Source organism: Pseudomonas sp. Fl5BN2 (assembly GCF_009908205.1).
In the GTDB taxonomy this organism is placed as follows: Bacteria; Pseudomonadota; Gammaproteobacteria; order Pseudomonadales; family Pseudomonadaceae; genus Aquipseudomonas.
Genome location: NZ_JAAARL010000041.1, coordinates 1 through 20332, shown reverse-complemented (window position 1 = coordinate 20332; position 20332 = coordinate 1). Strand labels below are relative to the sequence as shown.

Annotated in this window: 18 protein-coding genes; 5 read left to right on the top strand and 13 right to left on the bottom strand. The window is 61.6% G+C overall.

Annotated elements, in window-relative coordinates:
- Positions 1-83: 83 nt before the first annotated feature.
- Positions 84-1460, top strand: a complete 1377-nt coding sequence (locus GV819_RS31985) for an MFS transporter (protein ID WP_161760025.1) — start codon at positions 84-86, stop codon at positions 1458-1460.
- A gap of 80 nt (positions 1461-1540) precedes the next feature.
- On the opposite strand, the gene GV819_RS31980 is transcribed toward GV819_RS31985, so the two are convergent.
- From GV819_RS31980 to GV819_RS31970, 3 genes are all read right to left on the bottom strand, one after another.
- Positions 1541-2494 carry an adenosine deaminase gene (locus tag GV819_RS31980; RefSeq protein ID WP_161760024.1) on the bottom strand — a complete coding sequence of 318 codons (954 nt, stop codon included), beginning with the start codon at positions 2492-2494 and terminating at the stop codon, positions 1541-1543.
- Positions 2495-2674: 180 nt separating this feature from the next.
- Positions 2675-3640 carry a 2-oxoglutarate and iron-dependent oxygenase domain-containing protein gene (locus GV819_RS31975; RefSeq protein WP_161760023.1) on the bottom strand — a complete coding sequence of 322 codons (966 nt, stop codon included), beginning with the start codon at positions 3638-3640 and terminating at the stop codon, positions 2675-2677.
- A gap of 108 nt (positions 3641-3748) precedes the next feature.
- Entirely contained in the window at positions 3749-4831 is a 1083-nt protein-coding gene (locus tag GV819_RS31970) for a BMP family ABC transporter substrate-binding protein (RefSeq protein WP_161760022.1), read from the bottom strand.
- Positions 4832-5155: 324 nt separating this feature from the next.
- On the opposite strand from GV819_RS31970, the gene GV819_RS31965 reads away from it, so the two are divergent.
- Positions 5156-6244 (top strand): calcium:proton antiporter, encoded by a 1089-nt coding sequence (locus GV819_RS31965; RefSeq protein ID WP_161760021.1) that lies wholly within the window; start codon positions 5156-5158, stop codon positions 6242-6244.
- Here the strand turns inward: GV819_RS31965 and GV819_RS31960 are convergent.
- From GV819_RS31960 to GV819_RS31945, 4 genes are all read right to left on the bottom strand, one after another.
- Positions 6241-7248, bottom strand: coding sequence for a formylglycine-generating enzyme family protein (locus tag GV819_RS31960; protein WP_161760020.1), 1008 nt, complete (start codon positions 7246-7248; stop codon positions 6241-6243). The two genes, GV819_RS31965 and GV819_RS31960, sit on opposite strands and share 4 nt — an antisense overlap.
- A gap of 114 nt (positions 7249-7362) precedes the next feature.
- The gene (locus GV819_RS31955; protein ID WP_161760019.1) at positions 7363-8721 is read right to left on the bottom strand and encodes an 8-oxoguanine deaminase; all 1359 of its coding nucleotides are present in this window, start codon (positions 8719-8721) and stop codon (positions 7363-7365) included.
- Between the two features lie 166 nt (positions 8722-8887).
- Entirely contained in the window at positions 8888-9571 is a 684-nt protein-coding gene (locus tag GV819_RS31950; protein ID WP_161760018.1) for an SDR family oxidoreductase, read from the bottom strand.
- 25 nt (positions 9572-9596) lie between these two features.
- A complete protein-coding gene (locus tag GV819_RS31945; protein ID WP_161760017.1) occupies positions 9597-9947 on the bottom strand; it encodes a MerR family transcriptional regulator in 351 nt (116 codons plus the stop codon).
- An 82-nt stretch (positions 9948-10029) separates the two neighbouring features.
- Here GV819_RS31945 and GV819_RS31940 point away from each other — a divergent pair, with 82 nt between their 5' ends.
- Positions 10030-10467: a hypothetical protein gene (locus tag GV819_RS31940; protein ID WP_161760016.1), complete on the top strand. Its 438-nt coding sequence runs from the start codon at positions 10030-10032 to the stop codon at positions 10465-10467.
- Here GV819_RS31940 and GV819_RS31935 read toward each other — a convergent pair.
- The 6 genes from GV819_RS31935 to GV819_RS31910 form a co-directional block, all read right to left on the bottom strand.
- The gene (locus GV819_RS31935; protein ID WP_161760015.1) at positions 10464-11390 is read right to left on the bottom strand and encodes an ABC transporter permease; all 927 of its coding nucleotides are present in this window, start codon (positions 11388-11390) and stop codon (positions 10464-10466) included. The genes GV819_RS31940 and GV819_RS31935 overlap by 4 nt on opposite strands.
- Positions 11390-12496, bottom strand: coding sequence for an ABC transporter permease (locus GV819_RS31930; protein ID WP_161760014.1), 1107 nt, complete (start codon positions 12494-12496; stop codon positions 11390-11392). Before GV819_RS31930 ends, GV819_RS31935 begins: the two co-directional genes overlap by 1 nt.
- Positions 12497-12507: 11 nt before the next feature.
- Positions 12508-14073 (bottom strand): ABC transporter ATP-binding protein, encoded by a 1566-nt coding sequence (locus tag GV819_RS31925; RefSeq protein ID WP_161760013.1) that lies wholly within the window; start codon positions 14071-14073, stop codon positions 12508-12510.
- A gap of 530 nt (positions 14074-14603) precedes the next feature.
- Entirely contained in the window at positions 14604-15185 is a 582-nt protein-coding gene (locus GV819_RS31920) for an IMPACT family protein (protein WP_161760012.1), read from the bottom strand.
- A 5-nt stretch (positions 15186-15190) separates the two neighbouring features.
- Complete coding sequence (locus tag GV819_RS31915) at positions 15191-15859, bottom strand: TetR/AcrR family transcriptional regulator (RefSeq protein ID WP_161760011.1); 669 nt, start codon at positions 15857-15859, stop codon at positions 15191-15193.
- A 294-nt stretch (positions 15860-16153) separates the two neighbouring features.
- Positions 16154-17074, bottom strand: a complete 921-nt coding sequence (locus GV819_RS31910; protein WP_161760010.1) for a LysR family transcriptional regulator — start codon at positions 17072-17074, stop codon at positions 16154-16156.
- Between the two features lie 125 nt (positions 17075-17199).
- Here GV819_RS31910 and GV819_RS31905 point away from each other — a divergent pair, with 125 nt between their 5' ends.
- Positions 17200-18549, top strand: coding sequence for an aspartate aminotransferase family protein (locus GV819_RS31905; RefSeq protein WP_161760009.1), 1350 nt, complete (start codon positions 17200-17202; stop codon positions 18547-18549).
- A 73-nt stretch (positions 18550-18622) separates the two neighbouring features.
- Positions 18623-20116, top strand: a complete 1494-nt coding sequence (locus GV819_RS31900; protein WP_161760008.1) for a CoA-acylating methylmalonate-semialdehyde dehydrogenase — start codon at positions 18623-18625, stop codon at positions 20114-20116.
- Positions 20117-20332 lie beyond the last annotated feature (216 nt).

The following is a 20332-nucleotide window of genomic DNA, read 5'->3' as shown; positions in this document are numbered from 1 at the left end:
CGCGAACAGGTCGCCCTCGGCAATCAGTCCCGGCCTCGATCCTGCACACTCCAACGGTCAAGCATTCAACCGGGGGACGGTGCATGGGCATACAGGGATACAGCGCCGCAGAGCGCCTGGAGCGGTTACCCATCAGCGGTTATCACCGGGTGATCTTCATCATCATTGCCCTGGCGTTTTTCTTCGACTCCATGGACCTGGCGATGATGACCTTCCTCCTCGGTTCGATCAAAACCGAGTTCGGCCTGAGTTCGGCCCAGGCCGGCCTGCTGGCCAGTTCGAGTTTCTTCGGCATGGTACTGGGGGCCTCGCTGTCGGGCATGCTCGCCGACCGCTTCGGGCGCAAGCCGGTGTTCCAGTGGAGCATCGTGCTCTGGGGCGTGGCCAGTTACCTGTGCTCTACCGCCCAGAGCGTGGACAGCCTGACTCTATTTCGGGTGCTGCTGGGAATCGGCATGGGCATGGAGTTTCCCATCGCCCAGTCGATGCTCTCGGAGATGATCCCGGCGCAACGGCGGGGACGCTACATCGCCTTGATGGACGGCTTCTGGCCCTTGGGGTTTGTCGCTGCCGGGGTGCTGTCGTACTTCCTCCTGCCACTGATCGGCTGGCGCGAGATCTTCCTGGTGCTGGCGATCCCGGCGGTGTTCGTGCTGGTGATCCGCTTCTTCATTCCCGAGTCGCCGCGCTGGCTGGAGCAGGCCGGGCGTCACGCCGACGCGGATCAGGTGCTGCGGGGTATCGAGGACAAGGTGCGGATGTCCCTGGGCGTGGCCGAGCTGCCGGAACCGGTGCGCCTGCCGCGTATCGAGAGTACCCCGGGGCACTTTTTTTCCGCACTGAAGCAGATCTGGTCGCCGCTCTACCGCCAGCGCACCTTGATGATCTGGAGCCTGTGGTTCTTCGCGTTGCTGGGCTTCTACGGACTGACTTCCTGGCTCAGTGCCTTGCTGCAACAGTCAGGTTTTGCCGTGACCCAGTCGGTGTACTACACGGTGCTGATTTCTTTGGGGGGGATTCCCGGGTTTCTCATGGCCGCCTGGCTGGTGGAGCGCTGGGGACGCAAACCGGTGTGCATCGTTACCTTGCTGGGAGGTGGCGTCATGGCCTTCTTCTACGGGCAGAGTGCGGTGTTTGGCGGCAACGTCAGCCTGTTGATCGGCAGCGGATTGCTGATGCAATTCTTCTTGTTCGGCATGTGGGCGGTGCTCTACACCTACACGCCTGAGTTGTACCCGACTTCGGCCCGGGCCACGGGTTCGGGTTTCGCCTCGGCAGTTGGCCGGATTGGCTCGCTGCTGGGGCCGCTGGTGACGGGACTGCTGTTTCCGATTACCGGGCAGGGTGGCGTATTCGCCTTGGGGGCGTTGTGCTTTGTGATCGCGGCGGGGGTGGTGTGGCTGTTCGGGATGGAAACCCGGGGCAAGACGTTGGAGGAGTTGAGCGAGGCGGGGGGCTGATAGTGAGAGGCGGTGGAGCGGTTCGCCGGCAAGCCGGCTCCTACACGAACCTGTAGGAGCCGGCTTGCCGGCGAAGGCCGTTACGGCTTGACCAGTCGTGCATCCAGGCTGTTCTGCGCCAGGCGTCGTGCCTGGTCCTGGGTCATTCCCAGGTCGGTGTGCAGGGCGTGGAAGTTCTCGGTGACGTAGCCGCCGAAGTAGGCCGGGTCATCGGAGTTGACCGTGACCTTCACCCCGCGTTCGAGCATTTGCAGGATGTTGTGCTGGGACATGTGGTCGAACACGCAGAGCTTGGTGTTGGACAGCGGGCACACGGTCAGCGGGATCTGTTCGTCGATGATCCGCTGCATCAGCCGCTCGTCTTCGAAGGCGCGCACGCCGTGGTCGATGCGCTGGATCTTCAACAGGTCCAGGGCTTGCCAGATGTACTCGGGCGGACCTTCCTCGCCGGCGTGGGCGACGGTCAGGAAGCCTTCGCTACGCGCGCGGTCGAAGACCCGCTGGAACTTGCTCGGCGGATGGCCCATTTCCGAGCTGTCCAGGCCCACGGCGACAAAGGCATCGCGGAACGGCAGCGCCTGGTCGAGGGTTTTCTGCGCTTCTTCTTCGCTCAAGTGGCGCAGGAAACTGAGGATCAGGCCGCTGGTGATGCCCAGTTGCTGCTCGCCGTCTTTCAGTGCGCTGGCGATGCCGTTGAGCACCACTTCGAAAGGCACGCCACGGTCGGTGTGGGTCTGCGGGTCGAAGAAGGGTTCGGTGTGGATCACGTTCTGCTCTTTGCAGCGCAGCAGGTAGGCCCAGGTCAGGTCGTAGAAGTCCTGGGAGGTGCGCAGCACGTCGGCGCCCTGGTAGTACAGGTCGAGGAACTCTTGCAGGTTGTTGAAGGCGTAGGCCTTGCGCAGGGTTTCGACATCGTTCCAAGGCAGGGCGATCTTGTTGCGTTCGGCCAGGGCGAACAGCAGCTCCGGCTCCAGGGAACCTTCCAGGTGCAAGTGCAACTCGGCCTTGGGCAAGGCGTTCAGCCAGTCATACATGGTGTTGTCTCATCAGGTGCAGGCAGGCGCTGCGAGGGTGGTGCGCTGCCGTGGGCCGTGCCTCTCTATAGGAGGATCGGCTGCGGCTCGCGGTTCTCGCCGGGTTTTCACCAGGCCGGAAAAAGCCGCCATTCTACAGCTGGCGGCGCAAATGTTCGGTAAAACCTGACCGAGGGGGGATCAGGCCTGCTCCTGCTCCCGGCGATAGGCGTAGGTGTCGGCAAAGCGCGACAGGAGGAATTCGGCACAGGTGGTTGCCGGGTACTTGGCCGGATGCAAGGCATCCTGGCAGCCGGGCAGGCACTCGATGCGGGTGTCCGGGTGCGGCTCGGCGAAGAACGGCATCGAGTAGCGATCCACCCCCAGCGGGCTGATGACCCGGTGCGGGGTCGACAGGTAACGGTCGTTGCTCCAGCGCGCCATCATGTCCCCAAGGTTGACCACGAAGGTGCCATCGATGGGCGGCGCGTCGATCCACTGGCCCTGGACGTTGCGCACCTGTAGGCCGCCGGCGGCATCCTGATAGAGCAAGGTGATGCAGCCGTAGTCGGTATGGGCGCCGGCGCCTTGCTGCTCCTCGGAACTGGCAGTGTGGCGCGGTGGATAGTGGATCAGCCGCAGCACGCTGACGGGCTCCTGGAAGCGCCTGTCGAAGAAGTCGCGCTCGATGTCCAGGGCCAGGGTCATGGCCCGCAGCAGGGTCTGGGCCAGGGCCTGCATGTCGAGGTAGTGCTGTTCCATCAGCGTTTCCCAGCCCGGCAGGTCCGGATGACGATTGGGGCCGCGCAGGGGCTTGCTCGCCAGCACTTGCGGATGCTCGTTCGGCAGGTGCAGGCCCATGTCGAAGGTTTCCTTGAGGTCGCTGGGCCTGTCCGGGTCGAGCTGCTCGGTTGCGATAGCACCATAACCCCGGTGATGGCGCGTCTGGGTGATGTCGATCTTGAGTTTTTCGCTGCTGGGCAGGGCGAAGAAATGCTTGGCGCTGTCCAGCAGTTGCTCGATGCGTTGCGGGCTGATCGGGTGGCCCTGGATGTAGAAGAACCCCCACTCGCGACAGGCGCGGTCGATCTTGCGGGCCACGCTGTCCCAGCCTTTCTGTGCATCCTGATACAGCGGGCTGATGTCGATGATCGGCAGTTGATTCATGAAAATGCTCTCATCCTGTTGGTTTTTGTAGCCGCTGCCGCAGGCGATGCTGCTTCTAAGGGGGTAAGGCCTCGTGATCCTTATCGCAGCCTGCGGTAGCAGCGATGGTTATTGCGGGATGTCTGCCCGCATGCCTTCGACGTAGTAGTTCATCGAGGCTAGCTCGGCATTGCTGGCGCTGACGCCAGCGGCGATTTTCTCAACCCCGGCCTGGTCCTTGATCGGGCCGGTGAACGGGTGGAACTCGCCACTCTTGATGCTGGCGATGATCTGTTCGGCTTCGGCCTTCACCGGGGCCGGCAGCAGGTCGCTGAGGGGCAACTCAACCGTACCTTCTTTCAAGCCACCCCAGTAGTCCTGGGATTTCCAGCTGTGCTCCAGCACCCCCTCGGTGGCTTGGATGTAGTGCGGTCCCCAGTTGTTGACGATGGAAGTCAGCACCGCCTTGGGGCCGAAGTGGGCCATGTCCGAGGCGTAGCCCACGGCATAGACGCCACGGCGCTGCGCAGCCTGGATCGGCGCCGGGCTGTCGGTGTGCTGGAAGATCACGTCGGCACCCTGGTCGATCAGGGCATTGGCGGCGTCGGCTTCCTTGCCCGGGTCGAACCAGGAATTGACCCATACCACCTTGATCTCGGTGCCCGGGTTGTATTTGTTCAGGGCCAGTTGGATGGCATTGATGTCGCGGATCACTTCCGGGATCGGGAAGGAGGCGACGTAGCCGATCTTCTTGCTCTTGGTCATCTTCGCCGCGAGGAAACCGCCGACATACCGGCCTTCATAAGTGCGTGCCAGGTAGGTGCCGAGGTTCTTGTCCTGCTTGTAGCCGGTGGCGTGTTCGAAGGTCACCTTGGGAAACTGCTTGGCCACTTTCAGCGTTGGGTTCATGTAGCCGAAAGAGGTGGTGAAGATCAGGTCGTAATTGTCCTTGGCCATGTTGCGGATCACCCGCTCGGCATCGGCGCCTTCAGCAACGTTTTCCACATAGGTGGTCTTGATCTGGTCGCCGAACTTTTCCACGAGCGCCTTGCGCCCCTGTTCATGCTGATAGGTCCAGCCGTGGTCGCCGATGGGGCCGATATAGACGAAACCGACCTTTAGCGGATCGGCGGCGCTGGCGGCGAGGCTGGCACTCAGGCCGGCGGCGGCGACCAGGGCGCAGAGCAGCTTGTGCAACGGGCGTATATGCATGAATTGAAGCTCCATCTTGTTGTGGGGGTTGGCTGGGGTGGCAAGCGCTGGAGGGCAATGCAAATAGCTGACCAACAGGACAACAAAGTGGGGGCTGCGCTGGCGAGGCGGTTGCTATGGGGTTTTGGCGCGCGCTTTTCGCTGGCAAGCCAGCTCCTACAGGCACGGGTGTAGGAGCCGGCTTGCCGGCGAAGCGCTTTTCAGGAACCAACCCGGTGCGCGGCGCCTGAGGCTGGTGCACTAACATGTAACGAAACGTTAGTGACTCGAAGCAGCCTTTCACTCATCTCCTGTACTCGTTTTTATTTTTGTCAAAGGACTGCAATGCTCACTTCCCTCAAGCAAGAAAAGCTTCTGCTGCTTGCGCTGCTGGCCGCTGTGGCCGCCTATCCCCTGGAACACTTGCTGCTCAACAGTGGCCAAGGCGTCGCCCTGAGCGCCGGGCTGGTGCTGATCGGCTTTATCGTCATCGCCTCGATGCGCGTCGCCCACCACGCTGAACTGCTGGCGGAAAAGGTTGGCGACCCCTACGGCACCATGATCCTGACCCTGGCCGCGGTGCTGGTAGAGGTGGTGATCCTGGCGATCATGATGAACAACGAGGCCTCGCCGACCCTGGTGCGCGACACCATCTACTCGGCGGTGATGCTGGACATCAACGGTATCCTCGGCCTGGCCGCGCTGATGGGCGGCATCAAGCATGGCGAGCAGCCCTATAACGATGATTCGGCGCGCACCTACAGCGTGATGATCCTCACCGCCATGGGGGTTTCCATGGTGGTGCCGGAGTTCATTCCCGAGACTGACTGGAAGGTCTACTCGGCCTTCACCATCGGTGCGATGGTGGTGCTCTATACCTTGTTCCTGCGCATGCAGGTCGGGCCCCACAGCTATTTCTTCAGCTACAGCTACCCGGAAAAACGCCGCCATAAAGAAGCCCAGGAACAGCCCCACGCCGTCAACCTGAGCTGGAGTATCGGCATTCTGGTGTTCGGGGTGGTGGTGATCGGCGCTCTGGCCGAGGTGATGTCCAAGACCCTGGACCTGGGCCTGGAAGGCACCGGCGCACCGCCGGTGATCACGGCGATCCTGGTGGCGGCGATTTCCGCCGCGCCGGAGATTCTCACCGCCCTGCGCGCCGCCCTCGCCAACCGCATGCAGTCGGTGGTCAACGTGGCGTTGGGCGCCTCCCTGTCGACGGTAATCCTCACGGTGCCGGTGATGGAAGCCATGGCGCTGTACACCGGTCAGCCGTTCCAGATGGCCATGACGCCGGTGCAGACGGTGATGGTGTTCATCACCCTGATCGTCAGCGCGATCAACCTCAACGATGGCGAAACCAACGCCATCGAGGGTATGACTCACTTCGTGCTGTTTGCGACCTTCATCATGCTGTCGCTGCTGGGACTTTAAAGCGCTTGCGCTGACTGGATGGCGCAGCGAAAGCTGACACCGGGGGCATTCCAGGCCGCGAGTGCCCCCCAACGCCAGCGGCGGACGGTGCTGGCCGAAGGCGAAAAGGTCGGGTCGTTGGCAAACTCGTTGTTGGCTCCACGTTGCGCCCGATAAATGCCGGTTTCAGGCCCCTGCGGGTTCTCGACGGGAGATTCGCGATAGTAGTGTTTATCGTACCAATCGTTGACCCATTCACTGGCATTGCCGGTGAGGTTGTAGAGGCCAAGCGGATTGGGCGCAAACCTGTCCACGGCGAAGGTTTTGTTGTCGTCAGGCGCCGGAAAGTTGCGGCCGTAGTCCAGGTTGCCGTTGTCGGTCGCGAACATGACCGGCTGGCCACGGTTGCGCGCCGCATATTCCCATTGGGCCTCGGTGGGAAGATCCACCGGATAGCCGCTGAGGTCTGCCAGCCAGCCGCAGTAATCCTTGGCCTCCTGCCATTCTTTAGACGCTGGGGCGGGTAGGTTTTCCTGGTAGAGGTGCTGCATGTCGGCGCGCTTGCGCAGTGCAGCGTCGAATGGCGGCTTGCCTTGCGCGAGGAAGAACAGATCGAAGTCGCCCAAGGTGGTTTGCAGCGAGGACAGGTAATAGCTGCTCAATTTGACGGGGTGAACGAAATCGTTGTCGATGGCGAGGCTGATCCGCTCCATTTTTCCCGGGTCCACGCCACAGGGCCATTGGCACAAGGCTTGTGGGTCGAAGCCACGGGGCCAACCGAAATCACCCATCTGGAATTCGCCACCTTCAATCAACACCATGTTGTCCAGCGAACGGACGACCGTGTTCAGCACGGTATCGCGGGTTTGCGGGGAAAGGTCCGGGTATTTACGGCTGATGGTCGAGGCAATTTCTGCAACTTTTGCAGGTGACAGCGCTTTGCTGGCCGGGCCCACAACCTCCGGTTTTTCACAGCCTGAAATCAGCAGCGCGACGCACAGCGCCAGTCCGTGCCTTTGTTTCACGTAATGTCCTTATAACGGCTCGTTTGCGGGGGTGGGAAACTAACATGTTTCCTCGATCCGATTCCGCTCAACGCGCAGGCGAGGGATGCGCCCCCTCGCCGTTGGAAGCGAAGATCAGGTGCCGGCAATCAGTTGCCGGGCCGCCTGGCTGTGATCGGCGATCAGTTTTTTCAGGTCCAGCCCTTCGACTTGACCATCGATCACCCGCCACTGGCCGCCAATAATGACCCGATCCGCCCGATCCGCCGCGCACAACAGCAGTGCCGAAACCGGGTCATGGCTACCCGAGAAGCGCAGCTCATCGAGTTTGAACAAGGCCAGATCCGCCTGCTTGCCCACCGCCAGTTCGCCGATGTCTTTGCGCCCCAACAGGCTCGCCGACCCCCGGGTCGCCCAGCCCAGTACCCGCTCCGGAGTGATCTTCTCGGCGCCGTAGCGCAGGCGCTGGATGTACAGCGCCTGGCGCGCTTCGAGGATCATGTTCGACGCATCATTGGACGCCGAGCCATCCACGCCCAAGCCAAACGGCGCACCCGCATCGGTCAGCTCGATACTGGGGCAGATGCCCGACGCCAGGCGCATGTTCGAACTCGGACAATGGCAGATGCCGGTGCCGGCAGCGCCCAGGCGGGCGATTTCATCGGGGTTGAAATGGATGCCGTGGGCCAGCCAGGTACGCGGCCCGAGCCAGCCGACACTGTCCAGATAATCCACGGTGCGCAGGCCGAAGCGCTGCAGGCAGAAGTCTTCTTCGTCGAGGGTCTCGGCGAGGTGCGTGTGCAGGCGCACATCGAGTCCGTTGGCCAGTTCGGCGCTGGCCGCCATGATTTCCGGGGTGACCGAGAACGGCGAGCACGGCGCCAGTGCGATCTGGATTTGCGCGCCGTCGCCACGCTCGTGGTACTGGTGAATCAGGCGCTGACTGTCGTCGAGAATCACCTGACCTTCCTGCACGGTCTGTTGCGGCGGCAGCCCGCCGTCCTTTTCGCCAAGGCTCATGGAACCGCGGGTGAGCATGGCGCGCATGCCCAGTTCACGCACGGTTTCGACTTGCACGTCGATGGCGTTTTCCAGGCCATCCGGGAACAGATAGTGGTGGTCAGCAGCGGTGGTGCAACCGGAGAGCAGCAGTTCGGCCAGCGCCACCTTGGTCGCCAGGGCGAGCTTTTCCGGGGTCAGCCGGGCCCAGACCGGGTACAGGGTCTTCAGCCAGGGGAACAGCGGCTGGTTGACCACCGGCGCCCAGGCCCGGGTCAGGGTTTGGTAGAAATGATGGTGGGTGTTGATCAGACCGGGCAGCAGTACGTGCTCGCGGGCATCGAACACCTGTGTGCAAGGGCTCGCAGGCTGTTGGCCGAGGCTCAGCACTTCAACGATCAGGCCGTCTTGCAGCACCAGGCCGCCACGGGCGTCGAGGGCATTGCCGGTAAAGATGGCCAGGGGGTTTTTTAACCAGGTACGGGTCGCAGGCATGGTGGCCGGCTCCTCTGAAAGTGGGTTCAGGTTAGCCAGCTCAGTGATGCCCTGTCTGCTGATCCAGGGGCGCCCGGGGTGGGCGCGGGGGGCAGTTTACGGCGAGGGCCCATCCGCCGGCAAGCCGGCTCCCGCGGTGCGGGGTATGGGCCCGTTCATGCCGGGCTTACCAGGGAATGGTTTCACCCTTGTAGTTGATGAAGTGATGGCCGCCCTTGCCGGCGTAGGCGTTGATTTGGGCGATCAGGCCGTGGGTGCTGGTTGGCACGTCGATCTCGGCGTTCTCGCCGCCCATGTCGGTCTTGACCCAGCCCGGGTGCAACGAGAGCACGGTGAGTTGCTGCTCCAGCTGGGTCACGAAGCTGTTGGTCATGGAGTTCAGCGCGGCCTTGCTGGCCTTGTACAGCGCCATCTCCGGGGCGTCCGGAATGGTCACGCTGCCCAGTACCGAACTCATGAACGCCAGTACGCCGCTGTCCTTGCGGATCTGCCCGACAAAGCGCTGGGCCAGGTTGATCGGCGCCACCGCGTTGGTGAAAAACAACTGGCCGACTTCGGCCAGGGTCGCGTGGCCCGGCAGTTGGTTGTCCGGGCCCTTGACCCCGGCATTGACGAACAGCAGGTCGAACACCTGATCCTTGAGCTTCTGGCTCAGGGCGATCACTGCTTGCTGATCGTCCATGTCCAGTTGCTCGATCTGCACGTTGCCCAGGGCTTGCAGGGCCTCGGCCTTGTGCGGGTTGCGCACGGTGGCGGTGACCTGCCAGCCGTCTTCCAGCAGGCGCTGGACCAGGCCGAGGCCCAGGCCCCGGGAAGCGCCGATGATCAGTGCGGTTTTTGCCGTGGACATGATGAGGTTCCTTGATAAATGAGGATCATGGATTCAATGGGCAGGCTCGCCCGAGCCGTTGTTGCAGCTCCTGGCGCAAGTGGCCCAATTCGCTGATGCGGGTTTCGATCAGGGTCAGCTTGTCTTGCAGTAGTTGGCTCACGGCCTGGTCAGGGTCGGCGGCCTGCCACAGCGCACCGACGCTGCTGCCGATTTCCCCCAGGCTGAAACCCAAGCGTTGCGCCGTCTTGATGTAGAGCACCAACTGCACCATCTCTGGCGCATAGACACGATAGCCGTTGGCACTGCGCTGGGATGCAATCAATCCGCGCTGCTCGTAGAAGCGCAAGGTGTCGCGGCTGACGGCGCAGGCTTCGGCCAGTTCTCCAATACGCATGCTGGGGTCTCGAAAGGGCTTGACCCTGGAGCATACTCCAGGCTTTAGCCTGCGCGCTCCTTGAATCGATGGAGCGACATCTATGTGGACGACCGAACAGTACCGAAAATTGGTCCGGGCCAGCGGCTGGTACGACTTGCTGGTAACCCTGGCCTTTGTTACCCCCTGGAGTTTCATGATGTTGCATGGGCTGATGCAGGACACGGCCCTGGCTTTCAACCTGCCGGGGGAGTTGCCGCCGTTCGCACCCATGCACATGTTAATGGCCAACCTGATGGGCTCGATTGTCTGTGTGTGGTCGGTGCTGCGGATTCGTGATCCGCAGCTGGCATTCGGACGTTATGACGCGGCGGGGCGTATTCTGTTCGCCACCTGGCAGATTTATGCCCTGGTCCATGGCGCCACGGCGTTGATCGGGGTGATCCTGTTTTTCGAGCTGGCCTGGTGCGTGGCGCAGTTGTGGCCGGTTAAAGGCATCGCCAATAAGCCTGCGCCTAGGGGGGCTGTGGCGGTCATTTAATGCCCTGCTTGCCACGGCTGGCCCAGGGAGACGGGTGCGTACAGACGGGTGCGCAAGGCGTTCCGGGACAGTAGCACCAGCACCAGAATGGTCGCGGCATAGGGCAGCATCGCCAGCAGGTTGGACGGTATTGCCAGGCCCAGACCCTGGGCCACCAGGTGCAGGATGCTCGCCAGGCCGAACAGGTAGGCGCCGAGCAACAATCGCCACACGCGCCAGCTGGCGAATACCACCAGCGCCAGGGCGATCCAGCCGCGGCCGGCGCTCATGTTCTCGGCCCACATCGGCGTGTAAGCCAGGGACAGGTAGGCGCCGGCCAGCCCGGCCATGGCGCCGCCGAACAGTACCGCGAGGGTGCGCACCCGCAGCACCGGCAGGCCCATGGCGCTAGCGGCGTCGGGGCTTTCGCCGACGGCCTGGATGATCAGGCCGACCCGGCTCTTGAGGATCACCCAGGCCACCACGGCGAACAGCGCGAAGGACAGGTACACCAGCAGATCCTGGGCAAACAGCATGCGGCCGATCAGTGGGATTTCACTCAAGAGGGGAATCGCCAGGGGCTCGAATCCGGTCAGGGGCTTGCCGACCCAGGCCGCGCCGACAAAGCTCGACAAGCCAACCCCGAAGATGGTCAACGCCAGCCCGGTAGCCACCTGATTGGCGTTGAACACCAGGGCCACCAGGGCAAACAGTGCCGACAGCAGCATTCCAGACGCCATTGCCAGCAGTACGCCAAGCCACAAATGGCCGCTGTTGAGGGCAACGATAAAACCGATCACCGCGCCGAACAGCATCATGCCTTCCTGACCGAGGTTGAGGACGCCGCTCTTTTCACAGATCAGTTCGCCCAGGGCCACCAGCAGCAACGGCGTACCGCAACGGACCATGGCGTAGAGAATATTGCTCAGCAGATCGATATCCATCACAGGGCTCCGGCGGTAGCGGTGGCGGTAGAGTCGCGGCGCGCCCAGCGCAGGTTCAGGCGCGGCCGATAGAGAATCAGCACGTCACTGGCGAGGAGGAAGAACAGCATCATTCCCTGGAACAATTGGGTGATGGCCTGGGGCAGGTTGAGGCTCATCTGCGCGCTTTCACCTCCTATATAGAGCAACGCCATCAGCAGGCTGGAAAATACGATGCCTATGGGATTCAGGCGTCCGAGAAAGGCCACGGTGATCGCGGCGTAGCCGTAGCCAGGGGAGACTTGCGGTACCAGTTGGCCAATGGGGCCGGTGACTTCACAGACCCCGGCCAGGCCCGCCAGCCCACCGCTGATCAACAGTGCCAGCCAGATCAGGGGTTTCTGGCGAAAGCCGACGAAGCCGGCGGCGCGCGGGTCCAGGCCGAGCACTTTGATCTGGAAGCCAACAAAGCTTTTCTGCAATAGCACCCAGACCGCCACCAGGGCCAGCAGAGCGAAATACACTCCGGCGTGTACTCGGCCGTCTTCCATCAACAACGGCAGGCGGCTGGCGTCGCCGAACATTGCCGACTCGGGAAAGTTGAATCCCGCCGGGTCCTTCAACGGTCCATGAACGCAGTACAGCAACAGGTTCAGGGCAATGTAGTTGAGCATGATGCTGGTGAGGATTTCATTGGCGTTGAAGCGTGTGCGCAACCACGCGGTGAGCCCGGCCCAGGCGGCGCCGGCCAGGGTTCCGGTGAGCAGGATCAGTACCAGCGCCCAGCGGCTTTGTAGCTCGATGAGGTTTACCGCCAGGGCGCTGCCGGCCAGGGCGCCGAGCAGCAGTTGGCCTTCGGCGCCGATGTTCCAGATGCGCGCCTGGTAGGCCACGGCCAGGCCCAGGGCGCAGAGCAGGATCGGCAGCGCTTTGACCAGCAGTTCGGAAACCCCATACAGGTCGCTGACCGGGGCGATCAGCAAGGTGTGCAAGGTCAGCAGCGGGTCGTGGCCCAGGGCGCTGAACAGCAGGGCGCCGCAACCGAGGGTCAGCAGCGCGGCCAACAGGGGCGAGCACCAGAGCATCAGCCGCGATTGCCGGCCGCGGGGTTCGAGTGAAAGCAGCATGGACGACTCCGTTAAACCGCCAGCGCGGTGGGTGAAGGAGAGGCTTCGAAGTGGCCAGCCATCCAGCCGCCGACTTCGATCAGGGAGGTGTCGGCACAGGTTTTCAACGCCGATAGACGACCGCTGCACAAGGCGGCGAGGCGATCACTGACCTGAAACAGCTCATCCAAGTCTTCGGAGATCACCAGAATCGCGGCGCCAGCATCGCGCAGGGCGATCAGTGCTTGGTGAATGGTTGCGGCAGCGCCGACATCCACGCCCCAGGTCGGGTGTGCGGCGATCAGGAGGCGCGGCTGCTGGAGGATCTCGCGGCCGAGGATGAATTTCTGCAGGTTGCCGCCGGACAGGCTGCGGGCCGGGCTTTGGGCATCGCCGGTCTTTACCCCGAAGCGCTGGATGATCTGTTCGGCCAGGGTTCGCACCTTATGCCTTTGAATCAGGCCGTTGCGCACCAGCCCCTGTTGGAAGGCGGTGAGCAGGGCATTGTCTTCCAGGCTCAGTTCCGGCACCGCGCCATGGCCCAGGCGTTCGGCGGGAACGAAGGCCAGCCCCCGGTGGCGACGGGCATCGGGGCGCAGATGGCCCACGGGCTGGTCAGCGAAAGTGATGCGTTCGGCAGCGCTGCGAGGTAGGCATTGCTCGCCACTGAGCAGGGCCAGCAGTTCGTCCTGGCCATTGCCGGCGACCCCGGCGATGCCGACGATTTCGCCGCTGCACAGGCTCAGGTCAATGTCCTTGAGGGAGCAGCCGAAGGGATCGGGGTTGTGCCAGCTCAAGCCGCTGATCCGCAGGAATTCATCGGTCCCGCGGGCCTTCGGATAGTTGGTGATCATGGCGGCCGCGTCGCCCACCATCAGCCTTGCCAGCTCGTGGTCCGAGCATTGCGCCGGTCGACAATGGCCGGCCACGCGCCCGCTGCGCAGCACCGTGGCGCTGTGGCACAGGGCGCGAACCTCGGCGAGTTTGTGGCTGATGAACAGGATGCTGCAGCCTTCGCTGGCCAGGCAGCGCAAGGTGATGAACAGCTCTTCGGCTTCCTGCGGGGTCAGCACCGAGGTGGGCTCGTCGAGGATCAACAAGCGGATGTCTTGCATCAGGCAGCGCACGATCTCTACCCGCTGGCGCTCGCCGATGGACAGGCTGTGCACCAGCCGCTGGGGCTCCAGGGGCATGCCATAGCGCTGAGAGACTTCGCGGATCTTGCCTTCCAGCTGGCTTGGTGTACCGGCCGCTGCGCCCATGGCCAGGGCGATGTTCTGCGCCACACTGAGGGTTTCGAACAGCGAGAAGTGCTGGAACACCATACCGATCCCCAGACGCCGGGCCTGGGCCGGGCTGCTCATGATCTGGCGTTGGCCTTGCCAGATCAGTTCCCCCGAATCGGCCTGGAGAACGCCGTAGATGATCTTCATCAAAGTACTTTTGCCGGCGCCGTTTTCGCCAAGCAGAGCTTGGATTTCACCTGGGGCAATGCTCAGGTCGATAGCATCGTTGGCCAGGCAACCGGGGTAGCTTTTGCTGATCTGGCGCAGTTGCAGGCGCGGTGTTTGCCCGATGGGCACAGCGGGATTTGGCATGGCAGGCTCGGGAGGCTTGGAGTTATGCCTGTGGATAAAGCAATTTCCTGGCCAGTGAGTCAGGAAAGCCTGGCGGCCATGCCAGCTTGCACCTTGAAGGCTAGGAGGGAGGTTGGGCTGGCACCACTTCGGGGCAAAGTGCTTGAAAAAGCTCTGTTTTTGTCCACTGATGCCTGAGCAAAAAATGATCAGTTGCCTGCAGCCCCTGTGCAATCAGCTGCTGGGGCAGCCTTGCACGGGTTATCCACAGCTTGCTCCACAGTATTTGTGTGCAAGCCCGGGACTTGGGCATAAGCGCGGTGGGCTTGTGTTCCAACCGCGATAAACCGGCCTAACTTGCTGTTTTACGTTGTAAAAAAGCCTGCCGCGAGGGCTTTGAACAAAAAATGAACAAAGTCCGCAAAGCCACGTTGCAGAAGGGTTACAGCGCTATGTGCTCAGCTTATCCACAGCCGGGTGCACAGTAGATGTGGGCAACTGCAAGCGCCCATGAAGGGTTATGCACAAGGCCCCGGCCTGAATTGGTGCGCTCAGCGCAGCAAGAGGATGCGCCCGCGGCTCAGATCGGCCAGTTGCTGTTGAAGGGCATCGATCTGTGTTTCACCCAGGGCCAGTTGCAGTTCCACGCCGTTGGCGGTGAAGTCTTCCTGGACCAGCAGCCCACCCAGTTCGGCGACCCGCAACTTGACCAGGGCCAGTTCGCTGAAGCTGCAGGCACAACGCAGCGGTACGCGGTTGATCAGGGCGATGCGCTCGGCGCCTTGCAGGCATTTGTTGGCGCCGCCGCCATAGGCGCGAGCCAGGCCACCAGTGCCCAGTTGGATGCCGCCATACCAGCGGATCACCAGGACCGCTACCTGGTCGCAGTCTTGGGCTTCGATGGCCGCGAGGATTGGGCGTCCGGCGGTGCCGCCGGGTTCGCCGTCGTCGTTGCTGCGGTACTGGTCGGCAAGCTTCCACGCCCAGCAGTTATGGGAGGCATTGAGGTCGCTGTGCTGCTGGATGAAGGTTTGGGCTTCGGCTGCACTGCTGATGGGGGCGGCGAAGGTGATGAAGCGGCTTTTGCGAATCTCTTCGCGGTACTCGCAAAGGCCGGTCAGGGTAAAGGGCATGCGCGTCAGTCTTTCAGAGGGGGAGTCAGGCCACAGCCTTTGAGGATGATGCGGATCAGGTTGTTGGCGGCGTCTTCGATGTCCTGCTTGGTCAGCCGGGAGCGCCCGGTAACGCGGCAGATCTGGGTGGCGAAGTCGGCGTAGTGCTGGGTGCTGCCCCACAGCAGGAAAATCAGGTGTACCGGATCCAGCGGATCCATCTTGCCGGCGTCGATCCAAGCCTGGAACACATCGGCCCGGCCCTGGAACCAGGCGCGGTAGTCCTGGCTGAAATACTCGCTGAGGCATTCGCCGCCGCTGATGATTTCCATGGCAAAGATCCGCGACGCTTGAGGCTGGCGTCGAGAGAACTCCATCTTGGCGCGGATGTAGCGCGTCAGGGCCTCGGCCGGGTCGTCCTCGGCGGTGAGGGTGTTGAAGGTGCTGTCCCAGAGTTCGAGGATGTTGCTCAGCACCGCGATGTACAACCCCAGTTTGTTGGTGAAGTAGTAGTGCAGGTTGGCCTTGGGCAAGCCGGCATTCTGCGCGATGGTGTTCATGCTGGTGCCTTTGAAACCGTGACGGGCGAACTCGTCTTCGGCGGCCCGGATGATGGCCTGTTCATTTTTCTGCCGAATGCGGCTGATGGGTTTGCCTGGGTGAGGAGCGCTGTGGGCAGGGACTTCAAAGGTCATGGAGGTTTCCGAGCGAGTCTGTGGGTGCAACCTGTGCGTTGATAGCGCACCCAGATTGATCAGACAAGCCTTGGCACTATAAAAGCCTCAATGGGCCTTAAGAGTGTCACTTTCCAGTGCCGGATTTGCGTCATTGAGCGGGTTTTTACTTTCTGGCTGCATGGCATGGAGCTCGGACTGAGGGTTGATGATGCCGAGGTCGCTGCAGAAAGCTGTCCATGTGCTCATGGTTGTTTTCAGGGGTTGCAGCTCAAAGTCTTTGATTACGTAGCTGTGCTGGAGTCGATGCGCTTTTCAACGTGTCGCTGCCAGGCTCTCCAGGAAGCTTTCCAGCACCAAATGGGGGCGCCGCCCCTTGCGCGTGACCGATGCCAGGCTCAGGTCATAGAAGCGGGATTTGGGTTTGAGCGATCGTAGCCGCCCTTGTTGCACCCAGAGGCTGGCGTAATGGTCCGGCAGGTAGCCGATATAGCGCCCGGTGAGAATCAGGAAGGCCATGCCTTCACGGTCGGATGCACTGGCGGTGCAGTTCAGCGCCTGGTAGTGGGCCTGGATCTCCGCCGGCAGGCGGAAGGTCGGGGCAATCGCGTCCTGATCGTTGAGTCGCTGATCGTCCAGTTGCCTGTCATCCACATAGAACAGTGGATGTCCCACTGCGCAGTAGAGCAGCGAGCGCTCGTCATACAGCGGTTGGTATTCGAGGCCGGAGAGGGCACTGGCCTGGGGGACCACGCCGACGTGCAGGCGACCGTCGAGCACCCCTTGCTCGACTTCGTTGGGGGCGATCATGCGGATCTGGATCTGCACGTCCGGCCCGCGTTCCTTCAATTGCGCAAGGGCGTGGGTGATGCGCATGTGCGGCAAGGTCACCAGATTGTCGGTGAGGCCGATGATCAACTCGCCTCGCAGATGGCGATGCAGGCCATTGACCTCGGTGCGAAAGCTTTCCAGGGCGCTGAGCAGTTGCAAGGTCGATTGGTAGACCTCGCGGCCTTCTTCGGTCAGGGAGAAGCCGGCGCGTCCCCGTTGGCACAGACGCAGGCCGACCCGTTGCTCCAGGTCGCTCATTTGCTGGCTGATGGCTGAGCGGCCGATGCCGAGCACGGTTTCTGCGGCAGAGAAGCCACCGCACTCAACCACGCTGCGAAAGATCCGCAGCAGGCGGATATCAAAGTCACTGACTTGCGCCAGCGGGTCGACTCGACGGCTGCTCATAGTTTAGTAAATTCCAGACTGAAGGTTATTAAAGTTGGATTTCACCGACTTTATAGCCGTGGCAATTTAGCTGCAACAACGCTTCGATTCCTACGCCGCTTTAATTGCCTTGCGAGGTTTTGCTCATGAACATGCCGGAAACCGCTCCACAGTCCCTGGCCAGTCAGCTCAAGCTTGATGCCCACTGGATGCCCTACACCGCCAACCGCAATTTCCAGCGTGACCCGCGCCTGATTGTCGGCGCCGAAGGCAGCTGGTTGGTGGATGACAAGGGCCGCAAGATCTATGACTCGCTGTCCGGACTGTGGACCTGTGGTGCCGGTCACTCGCGCAAGGAAATCCAGGAAGCGGTATCCAAGCAACTGGGCACCCTGGATTACTCCCCAGGCTTCCAATACGGTCATCCGCTGTCGTTCCAGCTGGCGGAAAAAATCACCGACCTGACTCCTGGCAACCTGAACCACGTGTTCTTCACTGACTCCGGCTCCGAGTGCGCCGATACCGCGGTGAAGATGGTGCGTGCCTACTGGCGCCTGAAAGGCCAGTCGACCAAGACCAAGATGATCGGCCGCGCCCGTGGTTATCACGGGGTGAACATCGCCGGTACCAGCCTGGGCGGTGTCAACGGCAACCGTAAGCTGTTCGGTCAGGCGATGATGGATGTCGACCACCTGCCGCACACGTTGCTGGCCAGCAACGCCTTTTCTCGTGGCATGCCGGAGTTGGGCGGTATTGCCCTGGCCGATGAGCTGCTGAAACTGATCGAACTGCATGACGCTTCCAACATCGCTGCAGTCTTCGTCGAGCCAATGGCCGGCTCCGCTGGCGTGCTGGTGCCGCCACAGGGCTACCTCAAGCGCCTACGTGAAATCTGCGACCAGCACAGCATCCTGCTGGTATTTGACGAAGTGATCACCGGCTTCGGTCGGACCGGTGCGATGTTCGGCGCCGACAGCTTTGGCGTGATCCCGGACCTGATGTGCGTGGCCAAGCAAGTCACCAATGGCGCGATCCCCATGGGCGCGGTGATTGCCAGCTCCGAGATCTATCAGACCTTCATGAACCAGGCAACCCCTGAGTACGCAGTGGAATTCCCCCACGGCTACACCTACTCGGCGCACCCGGTGGCTTGTGCTGCTGGCCTGGCGGCACTGGATCTTCTGCAGAAGGAAAACCTGGTGCAGAGCGTGGCTGAAGTCGCTCCGCATTTCGAGAATGCGCTGCACGGCATCAAGGGCGCGAAGAACGTGATCGATATTCGCAACTACGGCCTGGCCGGTGCGATCCAGATTGCGGCTCGTGATGGTGATGCAATCGTGCGTCCATTCGAGGCCGGCATGGCCTTGTGGAAAGCGGGCTTCTACGTGCGCTTTGGCGGCGACACCCTGCAGTTCGGCCCGACCTTCAATAGCAAGCCGCAGGACCTCGATCGTTTGTTCGATGCGGTGGGTGCAGTGCTGAACAAGCTCGACTGATTCGATCCTTCTTATATAGCAACAGGCGCGAAGTGATTCGCGCCTGTGCCTTCTCTCTTTCTGGAGTTCCCGCATGAGTCTGATTCAACACCTGATCCACGGTGAGTTGGTAAGCGACACCGGTCGCAGTGCTGACGTATTCAACCCGTCCACTGGTCAGGCGATTCACAAAGTGCCACTGGCCAGCCGTGAAACGATTCAACAGGCCATCGATTCCGCCAAGTCGGCATTTCCTGCCTGGCGTAATACTCCGCCGGCCAAGCGCGCCCAGGTGATGTTCCGCTTCAAGCAACTGCTGGAACAAAACGAAGCACGTATTGCTCAACTGATCAGCGAAGAACACGGCAAGACCCTGGAAGACGCAGCTGGTGAGTTGAAGCGTGGTATCGAGAACGTCGAGTACGCCTGCGCAGCCCCGGAAATCTTGAAAGGTGAGTACAGCAAGAACGTTGGCCCGAATATCGACGCCTGGTCCGACTTCCAGCCGTTGGGCGTGGTTGCCGGTATTACGCCGTTCAACTTCCCGGCCATGGTGCCGCTGTGGATGTACCCGCTGGCGATCGTTTGCGGTAACTGCTTCATCCTCAAGCCATCCGAGCGCGACCCAAGTTCGACCCTGCTGATTGCTCAGTTGCTGCAGGAAGCAGGTTTGCCCAAGGGCGTGCTGAACGTGGTGCACGGTGACAAGGCGGCGGTGGACGCGCTGATCGAGGCGCCGGAAGTCAAGGCTCTGAGTTTTGTTGGTTCGACTCCGATTGCCGAATACATCTATGCCGAAGGCACCAAACGTGGCAAACGCATTCAGGCGTTGGGTGGGGCGAAGAACCATGCGGTATTGATGCCCGATGCCGACCTGGATAACGCGGTCAGTGCTTTGATGGGGGCTGCGTACGGTTCTTGCGGCGAGCGTTGCATGGCGATTTCGGTGGCTGTGTGCGTGGGTGATCAAGTGGCTGATGCTCTGGTGGCCAAGCTGGTGCCACAGATCAAGGCATTGAAGATCGGTGCCGGCACCTCCTGTGGCCTGGATATGGGGCCGCTGGTGACTGCTCAGGCACGGGACAAGGTCAGCGGTTATGTAGAAGACGGTGTTGCTGCCGGTGCGAAGTTGGTGGTGGATGGTCGTGGTCTGACTGTGGCAGGTCACGAAGACGGTTTCTTCCTGGGTGGCTGCCTGTTCGATCGTGTCACTCCGGAGATGCGCATCTATAAAGAAGAGATCTTTGGTCCGGTGCTGTGCATCGTGCGGGTCAACAGCCTGGAAGAAGCGATGCAACTGATCAACGATCACGAGTATGGCAATGGCACCTGCATCTTCACGCGTGACGGTGAAGCTGCGCGTCTGTTCTGTGATGAGATCGAGGTGGGCATGGTTGGCGTCAACGTGCCCCTGCCGGTGCCTGTGGCTTATCACAGCTTCGGTGGCTGGAAGCGTTCGTTGTTCGGTGACCTGCATGCCTACGGTCCCGATGGCGTGCGTTTCTATACCCGCCGCAAGGCGATCACTCAGCGTTGGCCGCAGCGTGCCAGCCATGAAGCCTCGCAGTTTGCTTTCCCTAGCTTGTAAGTAGCGAGGCAATAGAAGGCCGTCCCTTGGGGCCGGCCTTTGCTTTTATGGGCTTTTTTGACCGATATGACAGATTTGTGAAATTAAGTGTTGACGGCAGATTCTACACGTCTATAATTCGCCCCACTTCCGGCGCAGTCGAAACGGAAAACTCCTTGAAATTCAACGAGTTACGCAGTTTTCGGCAGCGGTTACGCTTAAGTTCATCGAAGCCAG